21 protein-coding genes are annotated in these 23,628 nt (G+C 68.6%); 11 read left to right on the top strand and 10 right to left on the bottom strand.

The window, feature by feature from the left end:
- Positions 1–117 precede the first annotated feature (117 nt).
- From DAETH_RS06645 to DAETH_RS06635, 3 genes are read right to left on the bottom strand one after another with little or no spacing between them, the layout of a single operon-like run.
- Positions 118–1,380 (bottom strand): hypothetical protein, encoded by a 1,263-nt coding sequence (locus DAETH_RS06645; protein WP_264777130.1) that lies wholly within the window; start codon positions 1,378–1,380, stop codon positions 118–120.
- A gap of 33 nt (positions 1,381–1,413) precedes the next feature.
- Positions 1,414–1,740: a hypothetical protein gene (locus DAETH_RS06640; protein WP_264777129.1), complete on the bottom strand. Its 327-nt coding sequence runs from the start codon at positions 1,738–1,740 to the stop codon at positions 1,414–1,416.
- 1 nt (position 1,741) lies between these two features.
- Positions 1,742–3,031 (bottom strand): 3-isopropylmalate dehydratase large subunit, encoded by a 1,290-nt coding sequence (locus DAETH_RS06635; protein WP_264777128.1) that lies wholly within the window; start codon positions 3,029–3,031, stop codon positions 1,742–1,744.
- 352 nt (positions 3,032–3,383) lie between these two features.
- Here DAETH_RS06635 and DAETH_RS06630 point away from each other — a divergent pair, with 352 nt between their 5' ends.
- Both DAETH_RS06630 and DAETH_RS06625 read left to right on the top strand, forming a co-directional pair.
- On the top strand, positions 3,384–5,849 hold the full coding sequence (locus tag DAETH_RS06630; protein WP_264777127.1) for a Vgb family protein: 2,466 nt from the start codon (positions 3,384–3,386) through the stop codon (positions 5,847–5,849).
- A 135-nt stretch (positions 5,850–5,984) separates the two neighbouring features.
- The gene (locus DAETH_RS06625) at positions 5,985–7,208 is read left to right on the top strand and encodes a sugar efflux transporter (protein WP_264777126.1); all 1,224 of its coding nucleotides are present in this window, start codon (positions 5,985–5,987) and stop codon (positions 7,206–7,208) included.
- Between the two features lie 75 nt (positions 7,209–7,283).
- Here the strand turns inward: DAETH_RS06625 and trpA are convergent, their stop codons facing one another.
- From trpA to gluQRS, 3 genes are read right to left on the bottom strand one after another with little or no spacing between them, the layout of a single operon-like run.
- On the bottom strand, positions 7,284–8,084 hold the full coding sequence (trpA, locus tag DAETH_RS06620; protein ID WP_264777125.1) for a tryptophan synthase subunit alpha: 801 nt from the start codon (positions 8,082–8,084) through the stop codon (positions 7,284–7,286).
- Complete coding sequence (gene trpB, locus DAETH_RS06615; protein ID WP_264777124.1) at positions 8,081–9,358, bottom strand: tryptophan synthase subunit beta; 1,278 nt, start codon at positions 9,356–9,358, stop codon at positions 8,081–8,083. Before trpB ends, trpA begins: the two co-directional genes overlap by 4 nt.
- Before the next feature lie 60 nt (positions 9,359–9,418).
- The gene (gluQRS, locus tag DAETH_RS06610) at positions 9,419–10,324 is read right to left on the bottom strand and encodes a tRNA glutamyl-Q(34) synthetase GluQRS (protein ID WP_264777123.1); all 906 of its coding nucleotides are present in this window, start codon (positions 10,322–10,324) and stop codon (positions 9,419–9,421) included.
- A 38-nt stretch (positions 10,325–10,362) separates the two neighbouring features.
- On the opposite strand from gluQRS, the gene DAETH_RS06605 reads away from it, so the two are divergent.
- Both DAETH_RS06605 and DAETH_RS06600 read left to right on the top strand, forming a co-directional pair.
- Positions 10,363–10,605, top strand: coding sequence for a hypothetical protein (locus DAETH_RS06605; protein WP_264777122.1), 243 nt, complete (start codon positions 10,363–10,365; stop codon positions 10,603–10,605).
- Between the two features lie 255 nt (positions 10,606–10,860).
- Positions 10,861–11,694, top strand: coding sequence for a PIG-L deacetylase family protein (locus DAETH_RS06600; RefSeq protein WP_264777121.1), 834 nt, complete (start codon positions 10,861–10,863; stop codon positions 11,692–11,694).
- A gap of 24 nt (positions 11,695–11,718) precedes the next feature.
- On the opposite strand, the gene DAETH_RS06595 is transcribed toward DAETH_RS06600, so the two are convergent.
- The 4 genes from DAETH_RS06595 to DAETH_RS06580 are packed head-to-tail and all read right to left on the bottom strand — an operon-like array spanning position 11,719 to position 13,435.
- Complete coding sequence (locus DAETH_RS06595; protein ID WP_264777120.1) at positions 11,719–12,024, bottom strand: roadblock/LC7 domain-containing protein; 306 nt, start codon at positions 12,022–12,024, stop codon at positions 11,719–11,721.
- Positions 12,021–12,362, bottom strand: coding sequence for a roadblock/LC7 domain-containing protein (locus DAETH_RS06590; protein ID WP_264777119.1), 342 nt, complete (start codon positions 12,360–12,362; stop codon positions 12,021–12,023). The genes DAETH_RS06595 and DAETH_RS06590 overlap by 4 nt, the downstream gene beginning before the upstream one ends.
- Complete coding sequence (locus DAETH_RS06585) at positions 12,359–12,709, bottom strand: roadblock/LC7 domain-containing protein (RefSeq protein WP_264777118.1); 351 nt, start codon at positions 12,707–12,709, stop codon at positions 12,359–12,361. Before DAETH_RS06585 ends, DAETH_RS06590 begins: the two co-directional genes overlap by 4 nt.
- Positions 12,710–12,736: 27 nt before the next feature.
- Positions 12,737–13,435 carry a tyrosine-protein phosphatase gene (locus DAETH_RS06580; RefSeq protein ID WP_264777117.1) on the bottom strand — a complete coding sequence of 233 codons (699 nt, stop codon included), beginning with the start codon at positions 13,433–13,435 and terminating at the stop codon, positions 12,737–12,739.
- Between the two features lie 219 nt (positions 13,436–13,654).
- On the opposite strand from DAETH_RS06580, the gene gyrA reads away from it, so the two are divergent.
- From gyrA to DAETH_RS06545, 7 genes are all read left to right on the top strand, one after another.
- A complete protein-coding gene (gene gyrA / locus DAETH_RS06575; RefSeq protein ID WP_264777116.1) occupies positions 13,655–16,084 on the top strand; it encodes a DNA gyrase subunit A in 2,430 nt (809 codons plus the stop codon).
- 340 nt (positions 16,085–16,424) lie between these two features.
- Positions 16,425–17,039 carry a helix-turn-helix domain-containing protein gene (locus DAETH_RS06570; RefSeq protein WP_102126665.1) on the top strand — a complete coding sequence of 205 codons (615 nt, stop codon included), beginning with the start codon at positions 16,425–16,427 and terminating at the stop codon, positions 17,037–17,039.
- A 133-nt stretch (positions 17,040–17,172) separates the two neighbouring features.
- Complete coding sequence (locus DAETH_RS06565) at positions 17,173–18,552, top strand: FAD-dependent oxidoreductase (RefSeq protein WP_264777115.1); 1,380 nt, start codon at positions 17,173–17,175, stop codon at positions 18,550–18,552.
- A 101-nt stretch (positions 18,553–18,653) separates the two neighbouring features.
- A complete protein-coding gene (locus tag DAETH_RS06560) occupies positions 18,654–19,667 on the top strand; it encodes an NAD(P)/FAD-dependent oxidoreductase (RefSeq protein WP_264777114.1) in 1,014 nt (337 codons plus the stop codon).
- Between the two features lie 43 nt (positions 19,668–19,710).
- Entirely contained in the window at positions 19,711–21,384 is a 1,674-nt protein-coding gene (locus DAETH_RS06555) for a glycerol-3-phosphate acyltransferase (RefSeq protein ID WP_264777113.1), read from the top strand.
- Between the two features lie 90 nt (positions 21,385–21,474).
- On the top strand, positions 21,475–23,037 hold the full coding sequence (locus DAETH_RS06550) for a phospholipase D-like domain-containing protein (RefSeq protein ID WP_264777112.1): 1,563 nt from the start codon (positions 21,475–21,477) through the stop codon (positions 23,035–23,037).
- On the top strand, positions 23,021–23,566 hold the full coding sequence (locus DAETH_RS06545; RefSeq protein ID WP_264777111.1) for a DinB family protein: 546 nt from the start codon (positions 23,021–23,023) through the stop codon (positions 23,564–23,566). Before DAETH_RS06550 ends, DAETH_RS06545 begins: the two co-directional genes overlap by 17 nt.
- Positions 23,567–23,628: the final 62 nt, after the last annotated feature.

Below are 23,628 nucleotides of genomic sequence, written 5' to 3'. Positions count from 1 at the left end.
TCTTTTGCTCCTCCCCCTTGAGGGGGGACTGATACAGCTCGCACCGCGAGAGGTTGGGAGGGGGTGAGCGGGCAGGGCGTCCTCGGGAGATAGCCGGACAAACCACTCGGTTCTCTACTAATTCGAGGGGCGCAGGCGGCCCAGTTCTTCGGGCACGTCCTCGGCATAGAGGTCGCGCCAGTGTTCGCCGTCGAAGGTCACCTCGGACTCCATGAAGTACTGGGCGGGGTCGTCGGGGTCGGTGATGGCGTCGGTCGGGAGATCGAGCCGGACACCCTGCACGGCGGGCAGTTCGTCCAGGTCGGCGAGGTGGGGAGCCTCACCGGCGAAGGTCTCGACCAGCACGTTGCGGGTCCACTCCCCCCAGGCGTCGGGGTTGCCCGCCCCGGTCGCTTCTCTCAGGTCGGCGCGCACCCGGTCGGCGTGCTCCTCGGGAATGGCACGCTCCTCCCACTCGACCCGCCCGTCGGCCCAGACGGTGACCGGGACCGTGGGCACGTCGAGCATGGTGGACAGCAGTTCGCCGAGTTCGCCCGTGCCGTCCTCGGTGAGTTCGGCGTCCGGGTCGCCGTAGGAGTGCCAGGTCTCACCGTCGGGGGAGTAACTCGAACCCTCCGGGTTGGGGTGGAACTCCACGTTGCCCCGGGTGGCGAAGGCGAGGCTGAGGGGTGATTGCAGCGGCGCGGGTCGGCGCAGCTCCAGCAGCAGGCGGCGGGCGACGGGGACGGGTTCATCGTCCCCCTGCTCCAGCAAATCGTGGTGGGTCTGCGCCCACTCTTCCGGCGTCTCGCCGTGCCACTCGCGGGTCACCGCCTCGATGACTTCCAGCAGTTCCTCGGGCGGCTCGGGCTCGATGTCGATGCGGCCTTCGGGCCAGTGCTCGACCAGGAAGGAGGCCACGACCTCGCCCCGAAGGCTCAGGGCCGGGTGCTGCATCAGGAATTCGAGCACCTGCCGGGGGTCCTGCCCGGTGGGGAAGCCCTCCCACCGCGTGCCGTCGAAGGAGTGCTGCCGCTCACGCAGGCGCAGGTGGCCGCCCCCCTCGACGGGGATGTTCAGGCCCACCCCCTCCCCCGCCTGCCCCAGCACGAGGTCGCCCGCAAAGCGTCGCAGCGCGGGAACGGGGATGGCCTGCACGTCCTCCGCCGTGTTCAGCAGCCGGTCGGGGCGGCCCGCCATGACGTACGACGTGCGGTACTCGCTGTCCCAGGCCGCCCCGTAGGGCTGCGAAGTTTTCAGGGCAGCCTCTATCCGCCCGCGCAAATCCGCGTCCTCCGGCCCGCGCGTCAGGGTTACGTTGCCGTCCGCGTCCATCTGCGCCTCGAAGGGATGGACGGTGGGCATCAGCCCGAGTTGTTTGCGCCGTTTGGCTTCACCCATAGGGACTCCCACACTTTGAAATCACATTCCGCTCTATTTGTGCTGCCACACATCGCTCATAAAGGCGTAGAGGCAGAGTGCCAATGGCGTGGCGACCACCGAGGCCACGCCTGCCCGCCACCTTACCTTCCCCAACAGGGTCGCGCCCAGCAGGACTACGGTCATTGGAATTCCAAAGATCATGGGCATCTGTGGGTCGTAGTAGGGCAGCAGGGAAGCGAGCCAGAACCACACAGGAATGAGCAGGACACAGGCAAGTGCAGGCGACAGCGCCCAGCGTGGATTGCGGGTGACAGCCAAACCCATCAGATACCCAGCTCCGCCGAATCCCACCACGATCCAGACCCACTCTGCGGCCACCTCAATCCGCCGCTTCCGTGCCCCCCGCGTTGTACTCGCGCGGGTCGGTGATGAACCCGGCCACCGCACTCGCCGCCACCGTCGCGGGCGAGGCGAGGTAAATCTGCGCCGAGGGGTCGCCCATCCGGCCCACGAAGTTGCGGTTGGTGGACGAGATACACACGTCGTCCGGCCCCAGCACGCCCGAGTGCATCCCCAGGCACGCGCCGCAGCTCGGGTAGCTCACGCTGGCCCCCGCGTCCACGAAGATTTCCATCAGCCCTTCCTGTGCCGCCTGCTTCCAGATCGCCTGGGTGGCGGGCACGACGATCATCTGCACGCCGTCCGCTACTCGGCGCCCCTTCAGGATGCGCGCCACGTCCCGCAGGTCGCCGATGCGCCCGTTCGTGCAGCTCCCAACGTAGGCGTGCGTCACGGCGATGCGGTCGCTGCCCGCCACCCGCCCGTTGCTGGGAATGTGAGGGTAGGCGACGGTGGGCTCGACCTGCGAGGCGTCCACGTCGATGACGACCTTGTAGTTCGCGTCGGGGTCGGAGGTGTATTCGATGTACTGATCGGGCGTTACCCCGCGCTCGGCGAGGTAGGCGCGGGTGGTGTCGTCCACTTTGATAATGCCGGTCTTGCCGCCCGCCTCGATCGCCATGTTCGTCAGGGTGAAACGGCCCTCCATGTCCAGCCGGTCGATGGTGTCGCCCACCCACTCCATCACGAGGTAGTTCGCCCCGTCCGCCCCGATGCGCCTGATGACCTCCAGCACGATGTCCTTGGGAGTGACGCCGGGCTGCATGTCGCCCGTCACGCGGATCAGCATGGTCTCGGGCACCTTGAACCACACCCGGCCCGCGTAGATCGCGCCCGCGAGGTCGGTGCTGCCCACGCCCGTGGCGAACATGCCGAGCGCCCCCGCGTTGCAGGTGTGCGAGTCGCCGCTCACGAGGGTCTGCCCGGGCCTCACGAGGCCGGTGTTCTCCAGCACGACGTGGGCGATGCCGCCGCGCCCCACGTCGTAGAAGTGCTTGATGCCCTTTTCGTGCACCCAGGACTTGAGCTTCTGGTACATCTTGGCGGCCTTGATGTTCATGGCCGGGACGGAGTGGTCGGGCACGGCGACGATCTGGTCGGGGTTGAACACCCGGTCCATGCCGCGTTCTTCGAGCATCCGCAGGGCGGCGGGGGTGGTGATCTCGTGGCACAGCACCCAGTCGGTCGTGCACTCGATGAGCTGGCCGGGCACCACAGACTCGTGACCGCTGTGGGCCGCCAGAATCTTCTCCGCAATCGTCATTCCCATACAGGCACAACTCCTCTCAGACTGCACGTCCTGCAAGCGAAAGCCCCCGAAGCACTTTTCTGCTCCGGGGGCGGATAGGCGAACGCTGGGCTGCGCTCACCGCCCCCAACGAAGAAGAAGCGCCACGGGGGCGTCCTTCCGAGTCGGCGGCGCGGTGAACATCGGGGCAAGTGTAGCGCGGCCGGGCAGGGCGCGGCAAGGCGAGACGTGTAGACGGGGTCGCGGTGAACTCCTCCTCTTTGATGAGAACTTTCCCACTCCCGCCTTTATCTGACGAAGGCTTCATGAGACGGGTGGTCGCCTCAAAGTTGACAACGACGAAAGAAAAGGTTCCTTAGAATCCTGAGCGTACATGAAGAGACTTCGACTTTCCGGTACCATGCTCGGTCTCACGGTTCTCCTGGGAGCCTGCACGGGCGGGCCCATGCCTCCTCCCACCACCCACAGCCTCACCGTCAAGCTGGACGGAGTGGCGAGCGCGCCCGTCACCGTCATGAACACGACGACGAACGCTTCCGTCTTCAGCGGCACGTTGGAGGGCAGCAAGACTTTCGCCAGCCTCAAGGCCGGGGACGTGTTCAAGGTCGAGGGCGGGGCCGTCAACGGCTACACGACGCCCGGAGCGCAGACCGTCACGCTGGACGCGGACAAGACGGTCACGTTGGGGTATGAGTCGACTCCAACCCCCACGGCACTGAATCTCGCTCGTATCCAAGGCATGCTGCCAGGCTGGACCTTCGGCGCCGCTGCACTCGGGGTGTACTTCTCCTTGAGCGGTACAGTCGTGGATGCCACATCTCCCACCATCACGTCCACAGGCAGAGTGGATAGTGGTCTGCCTACACCGGGCCGACTGGGGTCTTTCCTGGAAGGCTGTACCTTCAATGGCGAACGCAGCACCCTGGACTTTGGTGCCGAACTCCCCGAAATTCTGGCCTTCAGCCGCCAGAGCGACTTCCTCGGCACAGTGACCGAGCAGACCTCCGACGGTCGTCCGGTGACTCGCCTCTACTCCGACACGAACGCCACCTTCACAGGTACCGCCACCTGCGGCACAACCGAACTCGACCTACGTCTCAACCTCACGCGCGGCTGGAACGCAGTGCAGATCACCGAGCTGCCCACCACAACGGCCCGGAACCACTACAACGTGAGCAGCATCGAGGCGGGCGCTAGCGTGACCCTCGGCTTCAAGCGGGCAGAGGAGAGCAGCCAGGTCTACTTCCGTGACGAGTCACCTCTGACCCTCCGCCCCGGAGCGTCTGCAACACGTGACGCGCTGTTTACACAGATGGGTGGCCTGAGCGGTGAGGTTACGCTAGAAACGGACGTGCCCGGCATCCGCGTCTCCCCGGCCAAGCTGACGTTGACACCGCTAAGCGGCCAGAGCCTTCCGGGTGTAGCGCGGCGGCTGATCCGCACCCTGGAAGCTCAAACGAGGGGACTCCAAGCCCAGACCCTCGGTACAACCCTGACCTTGACGGCCGAGGCGAACGCCCCCGCGTATACGGGACCGCTCCAGATCATCGTGCGTAAGGGCGGCACCCCGGTGGGTGGGGGCACGCTCCCCAGCGTGACGGTCGCCGCTCCCGCCGTCCGCGTCTATGCCGATCCCACCCGCTTGACCTTTCTGCCCCAGGGAGAGACGGCCGAGGTGACCGTCACGGCCTTCAGCGAAAACGGCTTCAGCGGCGTCACGACTCTGACCCTGACGGGCCTCCCCACAGGCATAACGGCTTCCAGCGAAACCGTCACACTCGGTGACGGTGCCAGCGCGGCCGTCACCTTGAGGCTCACCGCGAGTGCCGACGCCTCCGTCGGTGATTTCCAGGGCCAAGTGGGTGGACCTGCTGTCCAGACGCTATACGGGACACCCTCTACCGTGGCTGGAAAAGTAACGCCCCGCCGTACGCTCCTCGGCGATGGCGCCGTGACGGCGCTGACCCTGGCGAGCAACGGCGATCTGTGGGGGCTTCAGGGAGGCTATGTCCTTCAAATTCGCAACCAGCAGGTAATTTCCCGGGTCGCCCTGGGAGACGGCGTCAACGGCCAAGCTCTCCGCGTGGGGCCTGACGGGAGTGTCTGGGCCAGCGGAACGGGGAGCCGCGCGCTTTATCGCCTGGCCCAGGGTAGCGTGCAAACTTTCCCGGTGGGCGGCTACGGCGACCCGACCGCGCCACTCTCATTCGGTGTGGATAGCGCGGGCCGTGCCTGGTTCATGTTCTTCGACGGGTTCAACGTGCCGCAACTGCGCCGCCTGAACCCCATCACGGGCGAGATCGTCACTATTCCCACAGTGAAGAGCGCGTCGAGTGGCGTGGCCGTGACCAACGACGCGGCGGGGGAGTACGTGCTGTTCGCCGCCGGTGACGGCACCCTGGTTCGCGTGGACACAACGACCGGCGCGAGCGTGGCGTCTGCTTCTCCCCTGTATCTCGGCGGCATGGGCAGGGTCCGCGCCTACAGCCTGGACCGTCAGGGACAGCTGTGGGTTGCGGTGAGCGGACCAGATGCCACCCTCAACCGCCTCAACCTGGCTGACCTTTCCGTCGCACAGCGGGTAAACATCAACGGGGTTGCCAATGCGGGCGATGGCTATAAGCAGGTGGCCGTCGAAGACGGCGAGACGGCCTGGTTCCTGCGCCAGAAAGCGCTGGTGCGGCTCGACTTAGCTACGGGAGCGCAGGAGTATGTCGCACTGGAATACAGCGACCATGATCTCCACAGCCTGAGCCTCGCACCGGGTGCAGGTACGGCCTACACCTTTGGCTTTCAGTCCTCGCAGCCTGCTCCTGAATACCTGCGCGTACAACGTTAAATCTTCTTGCTAGCGTCCGCCCCCTGTGAAGAAGGGGGCGTCGTCACACTTCAACCCGGCCAAAGCACGCTGTCATTCGGGGAGAGGTGGGGCGTTCCCAAACCCTTCACACCCAAACGCTTTAGGGTGACGCCCATGTCGGACGCCCCCTCTCCCGCTCTCGCCGCCGCCTGGCGCCTTCCCCACGCCCCGGGGCTCGCCCTCACGGTGCTCCTGATCGGCCTGGCCCAGTCGCTCGCCGCCCCCTTCCTTCCCCTCTTCGCCGTGAACCGCCTGCAACTCACGCCGCTGCAACTGGGCGTCTTCCTCACCCTGACGGCCGTGAGCAGCGTCCTGATCAGCACCCGTCTGGCCCGCCTGTCGGACCGGCTGAGCGACCGACGGCCCGTCCTGCTGCTCGCGCTCGCGGCGTCCGCCCTCGGCTACGCGGGGTTGAGCGTTACCCGGGCGTACCCAGGGCTGCTGCTCGTCGGGGCGACCCTGCTGGCGACGGGGGCGGCGGCCTTCCCGCAGGTGTTCTCGCTCGCGCGGGCGCAGTTCGCGGCGGCGCCGGGGACCCTCCCCGACCGGGCGGTGACGGCGCTGCGTTCGGTCTTCGCGCTCGCCTGGGTGGTGGGGCCGGGGCTCGGCGCCTTCGCCCTCGCGCGGCTGGACTTCGGGGGGCTCTTTCTCCTCACGGCGGGGTGCCTCGCGCTGGCGGCCCTGCCCGTCTTGCAGGTGCGGGCCACACGCCCCGTCGCCATGAACGCCGTCACCACCGAGGCGGCCCAGGACGAACGGCCCCGCCGTCCCCTCGCCCCGGTCGCCGTCGCCTTCGTGCTGTACGGCATGAGCATGAGCATGGGGATGACGATGTTCCCGCTGCTCGTCACCCGGGAGCTGGGCGGCACGGACGGGCAGGTGGGCTTTCTCGTGGGCTTCTGCGCCCTGCTGGAGATCCCCTTCATGCTCGCCTTCGTGGCCGCGCGGCGGCTCCCCTCCACCGAGCGGCTGGTGAAGTGGGCGATGGGCCTCTTCGTGCTGCACTTCGCGTTGCTCTTTCTCGCGCAGGGGATGCCACTTCTGATCGTCACCCAGGCGGTGCGGGCGGCAGTCCTCGCTGTGCTGGCGGGGCTGGGGATGGCGTACTTCCAGGAACTCATGCCGGGGCGCTTCGGCGTCGCCACCACCCTGTACTCGAACACCATGAACATAGGGAGCATGTTCGCGGGCATCGTGTCGGGGGCCTGGGCGCAGCTTTTCGGTTACCGGGCGGTGTTCCTGCTGTGCGCGGGGCTCACCCTGGGGGCTTGGGTGGTGATGCAGGCCATCACGCGCTCACGAGCGGTGTCACGGCGGAAGGTCGAAGCGCCCCTGTGAAGGGGCCAGGGGAAGAAATGGAGGAGGGGTCAGCTTCAACCCGGCAAGCTGGCCCCTCGGTCGTGCTACCGGGTCCTACCGGCGGCACCCCTCGGCGATGCTGGCGGCGAGCGTCCCCACGTCCTGCCCTTCCCGCACGGCATTGATGAAGGCGCTGCCCACCACCACCCCGTCCGCCACCCTGGCGACCTGATGGGCGGTGGCGGCGTCCTTCACCCCGAAGCCCACGGCGACGGGTACCCGGGCGTGTTCCCGGGCGAGGGCGAGCATGGCGGGCACCTCGCCGAGCGCCGACCCCTCCCGCGCCCCGGTCACGCCCGTCACCGAGACGGCGTACAGGAAACCCGTGCAGGCGTCCGCCACCAGCCGCACCCGCCCCGGCGTGCTCGTCGGCGCGATCAGGAAGGTCACCGCCAGCCCGTGCTCGGCGGCGAGGTCGGCGATTTCGAGGTCCTGGTCGGGCGGCAGGTCGGGGAGGATCAGGCCGTCCACCCCCGCGTCCTTGCAAAGACGCATGAACTCGCGCGGCCCCACGGCGTAGATCGGGTTCACGTACGTCATGACCACGATGGGCGTGTCGTGCCGCTCCCGCAGGTCCTTCACGAGCGCGAGCGTGCGCCGCGTGCTCGTCCCCCCCGCCAGCGCCTGCTCCGACGCCCGCTGGACGGTGGGGCCGTCCCCGAGGGGATCGGAGTAGGGGATGCCCACCTCCAGCAGGTCGGCATGGGCGAGCAGGGTGTCGACCACGGCAGGAAACTCCTCGGCGCTCGGATAACCCGCCGTCATGAAGGGCATGAAGGCGGCGCGCCCCTCCTCCTTCGCCCGGTCGAAGGCGGCGTGAATGCGCTCGGCCCCCCTCGTCAACGTCGCGGTCATGCCACAACCTCCTCGATGACCCGCTCCACGTCCTTGTCGAGCAGGTCCTGATCCCGCTCCATCTCCAGCAGCCGCATGACCTCCGCCACGTCCTTGTCGCCGCGCCCGGAGAGGTTGACGACGATGACGCCCTCCGGCCCGAGTTCCTGCGCCAGCCTCACCGCGTGGTAGACGGCGTGCGCGCTTTCCAGGGCAGGAATGATGCCCTCCAGCCGGGTCAGGAGTTGCAGGGCCTCCAGGGCCTGCGCGTCGGTGACGGGGACGTACTCGGCCACGCCCGTTTCGCTGTAGTGGCAATGTTCGGGGCCGATGCCGGGGTAGTCCAGGCCCGCGCTGATGGAGTGCGGCGGGACGATCTGGCCCTCGTCGTCGTTCAGGAGGTACATCATCGAGCCGTGGAGGACGCCGACTCGGCCACCCGCCATGCTCGCCGCGTGCCTGCCGCTCTCCACGCCCTCCCCGGCGGCCTCGGTGCCGATCAACCGGGGACGCTCGCCCTCGGGCAGGTAGGCGTACGGCGCGAAGATGCCGATGGCGTTCGAGCCCCCGCCCACACACGCCACGATGGCGTCGGGGGCGGAACGGCCCTCCACCACCTGAAGCTGCACCTTGACCTCCTCGCCGATCACGGCCTGGAAGTCGCGGACCATCGCCGGGTAGGGGTGCGGGCCCACCACGCTGCCCAGGATGTAGAAGGTGTCCCTCACGTTCGTCACCCAGTCGCGGATCGCCTCGTTGGTCGCGTCCTTGAGGGTGCTCGTGCCGGAGGTGACCTCGCGGACCTCGGCGCCCAGGAGTCGCATCCGGAAGACGTTCAGCGCCTGGCGGCGGATGTCCTCGGCGCCCATGTACACCACGCAGTCCAGGCCCAGCAGGGCGGCGGCGGTCGCGCTGGCGACCCCGTGCTGCCCGGCGCCCGTCTCGGCGATCACGCGGCGCTTGCCCATCCGCACGGCGAGGAGGGCCTGTGCGAGACAGTTGTTGATCTTGTGAGCCCCCGTGTAGTTGAAATCCTCGCGCTTGAGGTAGATTTTCGCCCCGCCCGCGTGGTCCGTCAGCCTCTGGGCGAGGTAGAGGGGGCTGGGGCGACCCACGAACTCCTTGAAGAGACGGCCCAGTTCGTTCAGGAAGGCGGGATCGGCTTTGGCAGCCTGGTAGGCGGCCTCTAGTTCGTCGAGCGCGGGGATAAGAGTTTCGGGGACGTAGCGCCCGCCAAAGCGTCCGTAGCGCCCGCGCCCGTCCGGCTGCGGGTAGCTGGGGAGTGTCAGGGACATGGTGCCTACAGGGTAGAAGGTTCGACCCTAACGCGCGTTCGGAAAACTTAGACAAGTCATCTAAGTTTGTGGGGAAAGAGGGAATTGGGCCGCAGCTAATTGTGCCCGCCAGGACGGCAGTAACTCTTCCGGACAGACCGTTTCCGGCACCTCCCAGCCGAGCGAGCGGGCCAGGGCCGCCAGCACCCGGCCCGGCTCCTCTCCCCCCTCCTGCAGGGCCATCAGGGGCGGCGCTCCCCCCCGCTTGGCGAGGCGCTCGCCGCGAAAGTCGGTCATCAGGGGGACATGGAGGTAACGCGGCGTCGGGGAACCCAAAGCCTTTTGCAGAGCTACCTGCCGGGGCGTGGCGGGCCACAGGTCGGCGCCGCGCACCACGTCCGTCACGCCCATCAGGCCGTCGTCCACCACGACCGCGAGGTGGTAGGCGTAGGCCCCGTCGTTGCGGCGCAGCACGAAGTCACCGACCTCGCCGTGGAGGTGCTGGCAGAGGGTCTCGCCAGTCAGCACGTCATGGGCACACACGGTCTCGTCGGGCACCCGCCAGCGCAGGGCGGCGGGGCGCCCCGGGTTCACGCTGCCCGCCCGGCACGTTCCGGGGTAGACGGGTTCCTCGCCGTGGGGGGCCCCCGCGCTCGCCTGGATAGCCGCCAGCACCTCGCGCCGGGTGCAGGTGCAGGGGTAGGTGTCGAGCTGCGCTACCGCCTCCGCGTACACGTCCAGCCGCTCCGACTGTACGAACTCCGCGTCCCAGTCCAGCCCCAGCCATTCCAGGTCGCGGCGGGTGGTGTCGAAGGCCCAGCCCCTCACCCGCCCGGTGTCGAGGTCCTCGAAACGCAGGAGGTGTCGGCCCCCCAGGGCGCGGGAGTGCAGCCACGCGAGCAGGGCCGTGCGCGCGTTCCCCAGGTGCATCGCGCCCGTCGGGCTGGGAGCGAAACGGCCCACGACGGGGGAGGAGGGGGAGGTCATCGGCGCCAGGGTAGCGTCCTCCCCGCATCATGTCCCCCATGACCGTTCCCTCTTCCGACCAGGGCCGCCTGAGCACCCTGCTGGGTTCCGAGACGTACTGGACGGCCCGGGCGATGCGCGAGCAGGGCAGCCGCTTTTACCGGGCGCTCGGGGAGGCGCTGGAGGCCGCCGACCTGGGCAACCGCCGCCGCATCTACGAGGGCTGGACGGACGAGTTGTGGGACTTCTACGAGCGCGGCCTGCGCCTGGAAGCGGAGGAGGGTTCGCCCGGAGAGGGTTGACCGATCAGCGCGTAAAATGCTTCTCGCGCCACCGTTCGCAGCGTTCCGACCGGGCCGACGGGAGCTTCCTCCTTCTCCGGCCGCTCCTGTTTCCGGGCAGAGCGTCTCCGTTCGGGCCTCGCCGGACCCGGCACCGGCTGGCCGATCAGCGCGAGGACAAGTTGCGCCAGCAGCGCCCTGAGGGTACGCAAGGCTTCTTTCACCCTAAGGAATATGCCAACCGGCGGGCGGACGTTCCCGGCGTACACTGCCCCGGTGACGTTCTCAGAGCAACCCACCCTCCTCGCGGTGTTCGCCCACCCCGACGACGAGGCGTTCAGCGTCGGCGGCACCCTCACCCACTACGCGCGGCGGGGCGTGCGGGTACTTCTCGCCTGCGCGACCCGGGGCGAGGCCGGAAAGATCACCGTGCCGGGCATGACGGTGGACGACCTCGGCCAGCAACGCGAGCGGGAACTGCGCGAGGCGTGCCGGGCGCTGGAGATTTCGGAACCGATCTTCCTCGACTACCACGACTCGGGGCGTTACGAGCGCACCCGATACGACGACCCGCTCGCGCTGATGAACGTCTCGCCCCTCGATGTGGAGGTCAAACTCCGCGCCCTGATCGAGGAGGTGCGGCCCCAGGTGGTCGTGACCTTCGACCCGCACGGGGGATACGGGCATATCGACCACCTCCAGATTCACCGGGCGACTACTGCTGCCTTTTTCAGCACCGGGCATGTGGCGGGCGGGGGGCCCCGGCGCCTGTACTTCACCGCGTTCACGCACGAGGCGGCGCAGGGCATCTCGCGCATGGGGCAGGACCTCGACCCCCTGGTCTACGGGGTCAGCGAGGACACCATCGCCCTGCGAATGAACGTCGCCGCCTACGCGGAGAACAAGAAGGCCGCCCTCGCCGCGCACGGCACCCAGACGGGAGAGACGAGCCTGCTGGGCCGCATGAGCCCCGAGGAGCGTGAGGCGCTGGAAACCCGCCTGCTGGGCGTCGAGAGCTTCGCCGTCGGCGGGACTCGCACGCCGCTTCCCACCCTGCCGCTGCGGGGCCTCTTCGACAGCGTGCCCGGCTTCGAGACGCTGGACGGGTGAGGGACGGGGAGAGAACTCGCGTTCCTACCCCTGCCCCAGCAGCCTCCGCACCGCGAAGCGCACGCGCCCCAGGTTTGCCACGTCGTCGAAGGCGGTGAGCAGGATCTGGTCGCCGTGCGGGGTCAGCAGCAGGGGGCCGCCCTCCACGTCGAGAAGAAGGTCCTGCCACTGCCCCTGGCCGAGGGCCGCCTGGAGGCTGCCGATCACGGCCCGCCCCGCTCCCACGACGCCGAGGTCCGCCTCCTCCCCGACGGCGGTGACGACGGCTCCGCGCGCGTCCACCAGGGCGGCGTGCCGCACGCCCCGAACGTCGAGCAGCGGCGCGATCACGCGTGCTCCAGCACGGGCAGGTCGCTGAGTTCCGAGGCGAGGCGGGCGAGGAGTTGACCGGCGGCGCGGGTGTCGGTGCCCCGTTGCAGAGCGGCGGCGAGCAGGAAGGTCTCCCCGGCGACCGCGACGACCTCGACCCGCTCGGACGTGAAGGCGACCCGGGTCACGGCCCCGGCGCCCAGACGGCGGCCCATGCGTTCCAGGACGGCTCCCAGCGAGGTCAGCTCGGCGGCGAGGGCGTCTCCGCCCGGCCCCACCATCTCCAGGGGCAGGCCGTCGGGACCGGCGAGGACGCCCCCCACCAGGCCGGGAACGGTGCGCAGAACGTCGAGCCTCACAGTTGGGCCTCCAGCCCGCGAGCGGCGGCGCGGCCGTACAGCCGGGCCTGACCCAGGTTGCTGCGCCCGTCGAGGGCGAGGAGCAGGAAGAAGTCGGGGGTGATGGGGTGCAGATACACGCTGACCCGCTCGCCGCGCAGGTACAGCTCACGCGGGTTGACGTCGCCGAGGGTGTCGCTGTAGGAGGCATTGGCCACACGCATCAGCCCGGCGTGTTCGGCCACGAGGAGGCCCAGGTCGGTGTCGGCGGCGGCGTGACCCTCGACGAGCAGGCCGTCAAGTCCGCCTATGGCGGCGGCCCAGGCGCCGTCCACGTCGGTCACGAGTTGCGTGAGGTGGGGGAGCATCAGGGGCATGGTAGAGAGCGGGTTAAGTCAAAACTCTGACAGAGGCGGGGGAAGCAGACGTGCGGCGAGGGCTGCCTGCTCATTTGAACTGAACCCGTGGGTTGTGAGGTACGGCCCCACGCCACCCCAGTTGGTGTCGAGATGTGCCAAAGCCGCCAGAACGTCCTCTGGGCGTGGGGCCACGAAAGGTTCGAGCTTCGACCAAGCCTCAGGTGTCCTCCGAGCCCTGGCAGCCTCGTAAAGCGTCGCCAGCTCCGGCTCGCTCGCTGCATAATCGTCGGCGATCCGCTCAGGCGGCACCCCTGACAGTTCCAGGCACAGGGCCACTATCAGACGAGTGCGGTCCTTTCCGGCGTGGCAATGGACCAGCACGGGACCGGGCGGCGCGTCAAGGATGGCCCCGAGGACCGTCATGATCTGGTTGGCCGCGTAATCCAGGGATGCACGGTAGTGATCGGCATTGCTCCGCGCCTCGGCAGTGGCAGCGTTCAGGGCACGGTTGCGATATGGCAGCAGGGGAAGGTTCAGGTACTCGGTCCGCCCCAGAAAGGGCGGCGGGTCGATCTCGCGCTCCACGCGGTTTCGCAGGTCGATCATCCGGGTGACCCCCAGCGTGAGCAATTCTCCCCTCCCCCGCTCGCTCAGGCGGTCGAGGTCGCCGCTGCGATACAGATCGGGCAGAGGGCGGCGGAAGTTAAGAGCGCGGTCGGGCTGCGGTTCGGTCACGGGTGGAGTGTTGAGGCTCCGGCACGCTGTCGTCTCCCTGCCGAGTTCCTGTTTTCCGCGTCCCGGTGCGGTAGAATCCCAGACGGAAATGAAGGGTGAGTCGTTACGCTCACAGCATAATGTGATAGACTCATTCCATAACCCGGCTCCCCGCCGGGCTCACCTTCGCCTCCGCCGACGGGCCCTTTTTCCCGCGCGGCGCGCACAGACTGGAGCCTCATGACTGGAATTCAACCTGTTGACATCACGAGCGAAGTCAAGACGAACTTCATCAACTACGCGATGAACGTGATCGTGGACCGCGCGCTGCCCGACGTGCGCGACGGTCTCAAGCCCGTGCAACGGCGAATCATGTACGCGATGCTGCAAGAGGGCCTGGCCTCCAACCAGAAGCACGCCAAGTCGGCGGCGGTGGTCGGCGAGGTGATGAAGAAGTACCACCCCCACGGCGACGCGCCCGTCTACGACGCGATGGTCAGGTTGGGCCAGTGGTGGAACCTGCGCTACACGATGGTGGACCCGCAGGGCAACTTCGGCTCCATCGACGGTGACCCGCCCGCCGCCATGCGTTACACCGAAGCGCGCATGACGAAGCTCGCCGAGGAGCTGCTGGCCGACCTGGAGAAGGAAACGGTCGACCTCAAGCCGAACTACGACGAGACGACCGTCGAGCCCACGGTGCTGCCCTCCGCCGTGCCCAACCTGCTTGTGAACGGGGCGACGGGCATCGCGGTGGGCATGGCGACGAACATCCCGCCGCACAACCTGACCGAGATCAGCAACGGGCTGCTCGCCCTGATCGACAAGCCCGACATCACCCTCGACGAGATGATGACCCACGTGCAGGGGCCCGACTTTCCCACGGGCGGGCGCATCTCGCGGCAGGGCATCCGGGAGGCGTACGAGACCGGGCACGCGGGGCTGAAGGTGCGCGGCAAGGCCCGCATCGACGAGAAGAACGGGCGGGCGCAGATCATCATCTCCGAGATTCCGTATCAGGTGAACAAGACCAACCTGATCCAGACGATCTCGGCGATGTACAAGGCGGGCAAGATCCCCGACATCTCGGCCCTGCGCGACGAGTCCGACCGCAAGGAGCCCGTGCGGATCGTCGTGGAACTCAAGCGCGGCGCGATCCCCACGCTGGTTCTGAATCAGCTCTACAAGTACACGCAACTGCAATCGACCTTCACGGTGATCAACCTCAGCATCGTAGGGGGCGAGCCGCGCGTGCTGCCGCTGATCGACACGATGCGGCACTTTCTGACCCACCGCCGCGACGTGGTGACCCGCCGCACCGCCTACGACCTGCGCAAGGCCGAGGAGCGGGCGCACGTGCTGGAGGGGCTGCTCAAGGCGCTCGACCACATCGACGAGGTGATCGAACGCATTCGCGCGACCAACACGGCGGCGGAGGCGCGCGACGCGCTGATGCAGCGGTTCGCCCTCACCGAGATTCAGGCCCAGGCGATCCTCGACATGCGGCTGCAACGCCTCGTGGGGCTGGAGCGCGAGCGGCTCCAGGGCGAGTACGACGAGCTGCGCAAGACCATCGAGCGGCTGCGCGGCATCCTGGGCGACGAGCGGCTGCTGTGGCGCGAGATCAAGAAGGAGATCCGCGACGTGCGCGACCGCTACGGCGACACCCGCCGCTCGGTGATCACCCAGCTTGAGGACGACATCTCCAAGGAAGACCTGATCGCCGTCGAGGACATGGTCATCACCATGACGAAGGCCGGCTACCTCAAGCGCACGAACCTGGGCGCGTACCGGGCGCAGGGGCGGGGCGGGCGTGGGGCCTCGGGCGGCAGGCTGCGCGAGGAGGACATCAACACGAGCGTCTTCGTGGGCTCGACGCACGACTACCTGCTCTTCTTCACCGACGCGGGCCGCGTCTTCCACGAGAAGATCTACGACCTCCCGGAGGCGGGCCGCGACGCCAAGGGCACCCACATCCGCAACCTGCTCCCGGGGCTGCGCGAGGACGAGAACATCGCCTCGGTGCTAAGCGTGAAGGGCTTCGACGAGCCGGGCTGCTTCATCTTCGCCACGAAGCGCGGCATGGTGAAGAGGACCGCCATCGCCGAGTACGGCAACATCACCTCGGCGGGACTGATCGCCATCAACCTCCAGCCCGGCGACGAGCTGATCGGCGTGGGCATCCAGCGCGACGGCGACGACGTGGTGCTCGCCAGCCGCGAGGGCCAAGCGATGCGCTTTGCGGCGACCGAGGTGCGCGACACCGGACGGGCCACCCAGGGCGTGATCGGCATCCGGCTGCGCGAGGACGACGCCGTGGTGAGCATGGCGCTCGTGCCCGGCGGCGACGAGGGCAGCGAACTCCTGGCGGTCAGCGAGTACGGGCTTGGCAAGCGCACCCCCGTGGGCGACTACCCCAGCAAGGGACGCGGCGGCCTGGGCGTGATCACCCTCGGCGTCACCGACAAGACGGGCAAGCTCGTGACCCTGACCCACGTCGCCGGGAACGAGGAGCTGATGGTCCTCACCGAGAAGGGCACCGTCATCCGCACCCGCGTCGAGGAGGTCCGCGTGACGGGCCGAACCGCGCAGGGCGTCAAGGTCATCAACATCGGCGACCGAGACCGCGTGATCAGCGCCTTCCCGATCCGCCGCGAGGACGAGCTGTAAGCCTCGGCGAAGGAAGACCCGACGCGCTCGGCCCAGGTGGTCGGGCGCGTTTCCCTTCCGGCGACGATCCAGTTCCGGGGCCCTCGCATATTCCTGATTGAGGCACCGGAGCCGCGTTTCCAATGAAGTTTGCGTGAGAGGGGGGCAGGATGGACGAGGTTCAGTTTTGCCGTGACAGACGCACTCCCCCGGATCAGGCCCCACTGAGGAAATGGTGAGCTAAACGATGATTAAAGAAACAAAACTGTTTACAAAAACGTGACCAGAGGTTACACTGTGATCTATGCGGGGATGCACGCGCTCCCCCCTCACTGATCTCAACGCCCAGGAGGCGAGCCCCATGACGCAGACCAACTCCTCCCTGACCAAGACCTTCGTGGACACCGTCACCTACCGCCCCGGCGCGGTGATCCTCTACCCCGGCAAGAGCGACATGCTCTACCGCGTGGCGAGTGGCCTGGTGCGGATTCACACGATGGACGACGACGGCAACGGCCTGACCCTGCGCTACGTCAAGCCCGGCGAGTACTTCGGCGAGGAGGCTCTCGCGGGCGTGAACCGCGCCTACTTCGCGGAGGCCGTCACCGACTCCAGCGTGGACGTGATCAACCCCGCGCTGATGACTGCCGAGGACAACCTCGTGGTGACCACCCACCTCGTCAAGACGCTGGAGCGCGCCTACGAGAGCATCTACCGCCTCGTCGGCAAGCGGCTGCGCGCCCGGATCGCGGGTGAGCTGCTGGAACTCAAGGACACTGCCCTCGCCACCCAGCTCGACTCCGGCGAGACGATGATCTACGCCACCCACGACGAGCTGGCCGCCGCCGTCGGCTCCGTGCGTGAGACCGTCACCAAGGTCGTCGGCGAACTCAGCCGCGAGGGCGTGATCAGCGCCGGGTACGGCAAGATCACCCTCAAGAACGAGCAGGCGCTGAGCACCATCGCCGCCGCGTAAGGACACACTCACCGCACACCGCCCGGTTCACGCCGGGCGGTTTTTGCTTTTGTCTCCTGTGACCAGACGTGTGACAACATTCGTCCAGATACGGCTCCTGTTCTCTCCAAACGCGCCCTTTACACTCCCCGGTATGACGACCTTCACCCCCGAGCGACCCCTGCGCGTGGCTGTGATCGGCAGCGGCCCCAGCGGCATCTACGCCGCCGAGGCGCTGACCAAGCAAAACGACCTCCCCGTCGAGGTGGACGTGTTCGACCGTCTGCCCACCCCCTACGGTCTCGTGCGTTACGGCGTCGCGCCCGACCACCTCACCATCAAGAGCGTGACCAAGGGTTTCGAAAAGACGCTCTCGGACCCTCGCGTCCGTTTCCTGGGCAACGTCGAGTTCGGCAGCGACCTCACCCACGAGGAGGCGCGGGAGCACTACGACGCCATCGTTTACACCGTCGGCGCGTCCTCCGACCGACGCCTGGGCATCCCCGGCGAGGACCTGAAGGGCTCGATGAGCGCCACCGAGTTCGTCGCCTGGTACAACGGGCACCCCGACGCGGCGGCGCGCGAGATGCTGCTGAACGCGACGGGCGTGGCCGTGGTCGGCGTGGGGAACGTGGCGCTCGACGTGAGCCGCATCCTCGTCAAGACGGTGGCGGAACTGCGTGAAAGCGACATCGCCGGGCACGCGCTCGAAGCCCTGGAGCGCAGCCAGGTCAAGGACGTGTGGGTGCTGGGGCGCCGTGGACCCTTGCAGGCGGCGTTCACGACCAAGGAGCTGCGCGAGTTCGGCGAGCTGGAGGGGGCCGACCCCATCGTCAAGCCCGCAGAGGTGCAGGTGGACGAGGCCGCCGAGGCCGCGAACACGGACAACACGAAGAAGAAGAACCTGGAGGTCTTGCGTGACTTCGCCGTCCGCACGCCCGAGGGCAAGGACCGGCGCATCCACCTGCGTTTCCTCGCCTCGCCCGTCGAGATTCTGGACGACGGCGAGGGGAACGTGGGGGGGCTGAAGATCGAGCGCAACCGCCTGGACGAGAACGGCAACGCGGTGGGAACGGGCGAGTACGAGACGCTGCCGGTGCAGATGGTGCTGCGGTCCATCGGGTACAAGGGGGTGGCGCTGCCCGGCGTGCCCTTCGACGCCAAGCGCGGCGTCATTCCGAACAACGAGGGCCGTGTAGAAGGCCGTCCTGGCGAGTACACAGCGGGCTGGATCAAGCGCGGCCCCAGCGGCGTGATTGGCACCAACAAGAAGGACGCGGTGGACACGGTAGCGCACCTGCTGAGTGACGCGAAGGCCGGAGTTCTGCCCAAGCCCGCCCAACCCACCCGAGAGGCGGTGGACGCATTGCTCTCCCGCAAGAACGTGGACGTGTACACCTTCGAGGACTGGCAGGCCCTCGACGCGCACGAGCTGGCGCGGGGCAAGGCGCAGGGCCGCCCGCGTGGCAAGGTGGTTCTCAAGCACGAGATGCTTCAGCACCGGCGCAAGGCGTTGCAGGAGGCGGAAGGCTGAGAAGAGAAGGCTGGGGAGACGAGGCTGGGAGGCATCCCGGCCTTTCTCTTTTGCGCCTCCCGTCCATTTCCCGCCTCCGCCCTTCTGCGATACTTCCCGCCATGCAGGTCGAGCCGTCCTCCACCTCTACCCCACCCCGCACCGACGTTCTGGTCATTGGCGGCGGTCCGGCAGGGCTGCACGCGGCCTTCTACGCGGGATGGCGCGGCCTGAGCGTGCGGCTGCTGGAGGCGCGGGGGGAACTGGGCGGGCAACTGATGGCCCTGTATCCCGACAAGACCGTGTACGACGCGCCCGGCAGGCCACAGACGCGGGCGGCGGACCTCGTGCGGGCACTCGAAGACCAGCTTGCCCCCCTGGACGTGAACGTGCGGACGGGTGAGGTGGCCCGCACGCTTGAACCGGACGGAGAAGGTAGCTGGGTGGTCGGCACGGACCGGGGACGATACGCGGCGGGCGCCGTCATCCTCGCGGCGGGGCTGGGTGCCCTGCTGCCGCGAGAGGCGCGGGTGCCGGGGGCGGAGAGCCACCCGGACGTGCGGACGGACCTGCCCGACCTGGCTGAATTCGCGGGCAAACGCGTGCTCGTGGTCGGCGGGGTGCCCCAGGCGACGCGGGCCGTGCTCGAACTCGCGGACACAGGGGCAGAAGTCACCCTCACCCACCGCCGGGCGGGTTTCCGGGGAGAGCCGGGGGAACTCGCGCGGTTAGAGGAGCTTCGCTCTCAGGGGCGCGTGCAGGTCTTCGCACCCGCCATTCTGCAAGGGCTCACCCCACAGGGAGCAGACCTGACGGCGAACGGTGAGACGATCCACGTGGAGGCCGAGACCGTGCTCGTCCTGGGCGGCTACCTCCCCGACCTCTCCACCCTCCAGGGCTGGCCCCTCGAATGGGACGGCGAGTATGTCCCTGACGGCCCGGGTGGAGAGACCTCGCTCCCCGGCGTGTACGTGGTCGGGGACCTCGCCCGCTCCGGCAAGGATTTCAAGCTGCTCTCGCTCGCCTTCGCGCAGGCGGCCATCGCCGCCAACCACGCCGCGCACCACGTCCGCCCGGAACTCAAGGTGAGACCGGGACACAGCAGCGAGCGGGGCGGGTATCCGGTGCAGGGGTAGGACGCGAGGAGCCAACCCCGGCAAGCCGGATAGAATGCCGCTCATGGCGTTTTTGTCGGTCCTGCTCCTCGTCCTGGCGTTCTTCGTGGGGAGCCTGCCGCTGGGCCACTGGCTGCTCTCACGCATGGGCGTGGACCCGCGCGTGAACAACGCCTACAACCTCGGGGTGGAGAACGTCCTGCGGCGGGTGGGGCCGGGGCTGGCGGCAGCGAGCGCGGGGCTGGACTTCTCCAAGGGTTTCCTCGCCGTGCTGATGGCGTCGTCGCTCGGCTCGCGCGAGCTGTGCGTGCTCGCCGCGCTCGCCGCGTATCTGGGGCATCTCAACCCGCCGCGTGCCCTGTACGGGGGAGTGCCGCCGCGTGGGCGGGGAAACCTCGTGCTGCTCGGCGTACTCGCCGGGCTCGCGGTCGCGGGCGGGGTCGGCTTCTGGATCGCCGCGCTGCCCGTCGTCGTGTACGCCGCCGCCGTAGGGTACTGGGGTTACGCGAGCGCCGCGACGGTCCTCGGGCTGCTCGCCTTCGCCCTTCTGGTGGCGGTCTCGCCGCTGGGGATTCCCGCCAAGCTGGGGGCGCTGGGCCTCCTCGTGGCGGCGACGTGGAGATTCAAGGAGAACCTGGGGCGCATCCTCGACAGCACCGAGCCGCGCGTGGGCGAGGACGTGCCGGTGGCGGGGAAGCGGGACGATCAGGTCGTCACGGCCTTCATGATTCACCCGATGACGTTGGAGAACTTCTGGTCGGCGCGGCGCTTCGCGTGGCTCAAACCGCTCGTCGAGCGCGGCGTGATCAGCGAGGCGAGCGTGCGCCACATGGCGGCGAACCTGCGCCCCATGAAGGTGGGCGAACTCCACGGTATCAAGACGCAGGGGGGCAAGGAGATTCGCTGCTACCTCCTGAGCAGCCCCCTGCTCCCCGACATGTTCACCTCCGACCCCGACCTCGCCACCCGCCGCGCCATCGAGGGCGCCCGGCTCGCGCAGGAACTCGGGGCGGAGGTCTTCGGGCTCGGCGCCTTCTGGTCGGTCGTGGGCAACAAGGGAGTGGACGTGCAGGCCGCCGTGCCCGACCTCACGATCACGAACGGCGGCGCGTACACCAGCGGCACGATCAAGGCCGCCATTCCCGGCATCCTGCACCACTTCGCGCAGGAGGGCCGGGACCTGCGTCAGGCCACGGCGGGCATCGTCGGCGCGAACGGGGTGGTCGCCTTCGGCATCGCGCGGACCATTGCCCCGCAGGTCGGCAAGGTCATCATGATCGGGCGGGACATGGAGCGGCTGGAGCGGAGCGCCGCCACCCTGCGCCGCTCCGTGAAGGACACCGAGATCGTCACCACGACGAGCTACGACACCCTGCGCGAGGCCGACCTGATCTTCAGCGCGACCTCGGACCCCAGGCCGGTGATCTTTCCGCAGCACGTCAAACCCGGCGCCTGGATTTTCGACGAGGGGCGCCCCGCCGACGCCGACGAGAGCGTGCGGGAGGTGCCCGGCGTGCGGGTGATTCCCGGCGGCGTGGTGCGCCCGCCCGGCGGCATGACGAGCAACATCGACCTGCAATTTGGCGAGGGCGCGGTGCCCGCCTGCCTCGCGGAGACGCTGATCATCGCGGCGACGGGCGAGCATGGGCGCAAGAGCCTGGGGCCGCAGACCCTGACCGAGAACATCAACTTCTTCGTCGAGCAGGCCGAGAGGCTGGGCTTTCAGGTCGTGGACTGACCGGAAGCCGTAGACGCCAGCCCTTGTGTCAAGAGCCCGTCAGCAAACTTACCCTCCGCTCCTGGGGACGGGACCTATCTTGCCGGGGAGATGCCCGCCCCCTCCTACCGTCCTCGGCGCCCAAAACTCCGGCTCACCCTCGGCGCCCTGACGCTGGCCGGATTCAGCTTATTCGGGGGCGCGGGCGCGCTGGGCTCGGAGTTCCCGCTGGGGCTGGGCACCGTGGCGCTGCCCTCGCCGCTCAATCCCTCCGCTCTGGCTTGCCCCGCCCCCGCTGACCCCCTCGAACTCGCCCTCTGGCGGGTGACGACCGAGGGCGGGCGGGCGGACCACTCGTGCGGCAACGCTTTCGCGGGCTTCCTGCGGACGCCACGCGCGTCCGGGCAGCCGGACGCCTTCGACGTGACGGCGGAGCAGATACGGCAGGCCCGCTCCGAAGTCCTGCTCACCAGTATGGAGTGGCACGCGGGGGAGGGGCGCCCCGGCTGGACCTTCGCCCAGGCGGCCCGCGACCTGTACGGGTGGGTGCGCGCCAACCCCGCCGCCTATCCCCAGGGCATGACGGTGCGGGTGGCGCTGGGCGGCTTTCCCGACCTGACCCGCGAGGACGGGGCCACCTACGCGCTCGCCCTGGTGCGGGACCTGAGGCAGCTCGGCGTCCCCCTCAACGACGCGCGGGTGGGGTGGCGGCTCGGCGTGGCGAACTACCGCTACTTCCCGCACAGCCACGCGAAGCTGCACGTGATCGACGGGCAGGATCTCACCGTCTCCGGGTACAACTTCACCGAATGGCACCTGCCGGGCAGCGAGCCGGGCGGGCGCGACCTCCACGACCTCGGCCTGCGGATGCGCGGCCCGGTCGCCCAGGACGGGGTGGCCGCCTTCGACGACCTGTGGCGGAACTCGCGGCAGGTGCGCTGCCCGCAGGGCGTGGGGGCGGATGACGTGGCCCGTCTCTGCACGGTGGGCGAGCCCGACGCTCCCACCCACCCGGACGGGGCCAGGACGTTGACGACGGCGGGCGACTCGCGCGCCTTCCTCCTCTACCGCCGCCCCGGCTTCGACCAGGCCGACCGAGCGCAGGTGGCGCTCATCGGTGCGGCGCGGCACAGCCTCGACCTGATGCAGGCGGAGTTCAGCCCCTCGCTGGGGTGCTGGTACGCCTACCTCCAGCCGCAGGATTGCCCGGTGAGCCGCTGGCCCGTGTACCTCGGCGCCCTCCTGCACGCGATGGAGCGCGGCGTGAAGGTTCGCGCCCTGATGGTCGATTACGGCATCGACCGCATCCCCAACCGCAGCGGCGTGGCCCTCCTCCGCCTGGAAGCGCGGCGGCGCGGCATCGAGGACCGCTTCGAGGCCCGCTACGTCACCTTCGGGATGCACACTAAGGCCTTTACGGTGGACGACCGTATGGTGCTGGCGGGGAGCATGAACTTCCACTTCTCGTCCTGGGGCTCCCTCGGCCTGAACGAGGCCATGCTCGCCACGACGGACGCGGGTGCGGTGGCCGAGCAGCGGGCGAGTTTCGAGGACGTGTGGGCGAACCACAGCCGCGAGGTGCCGCAGGAGTGGTGGCTGCGGCACGTGGAGCCGGGGTCAGGAGAGCCCCAGCCGCAGACTGGCCCTAGAGTGAGGCATGACCGCGACCCGTGAGGACTGGCAAAGAGCCTGCGTGATCAAGCCCCCGCCCGGCTACACCCCCCACATCGGCGTCCTCGTCGCCATGCTGCACTACGCCCGCCTCACCACCCTGCAAGCGGTCGCGGGCCTGGGCGTGGAGGAACTGGACGCCACCCCGCCAGGCTTTTCCAATTCCATCGGGATGCTGCTCGCGCACATCGCGGCGGTGGACCGGGTCTACCAGCGCCTGAGCTTCGAGAACCGGGACTTCGACGAGGGGGAGAATGCCCTCTACGGCGGCGCTCTCAGCCTGGGGAAAGAGGGCGGGCGGGTTCAGGGTTTTCCGCTGGAGCACTACCTGGACGAGTTGGAGGCCGCCCGCGCCGACACCCTCGCCGAACTCGCCCGCCGCGACGACGAGTGGCTGGCCTTGCGCCTTCAGGTGCCCGATTTCGACTACCCCAACCACCACTGGGCCTGGTTTCACGTCATGGAGGACGAGGTGAGCCACCGGGGGCAGATTCGGGTCATCCGCAAGGCGCTGGCGGGGCAGGCGGGATAGAGACTTCACGGGACTTCCCGCACCGCTCCCAGCCGTAAACTGGGGGCATGTCGGGGGCCTCT

Origin of the sequence: Deinococcus aetherius (assembly GCF_025997855.1) — a bacterium.
GTDB lineage: Bacteria > Deinococcota > Deinococci > Deinococcales > Deinococcaceae > Deinococcus > Deinococcus aetherius.
The sequence above is the reverse complement of the archived record's forward strand: the minus strand, read 5'-3'. Positions and strand labels throughout refer to the sequence as shown.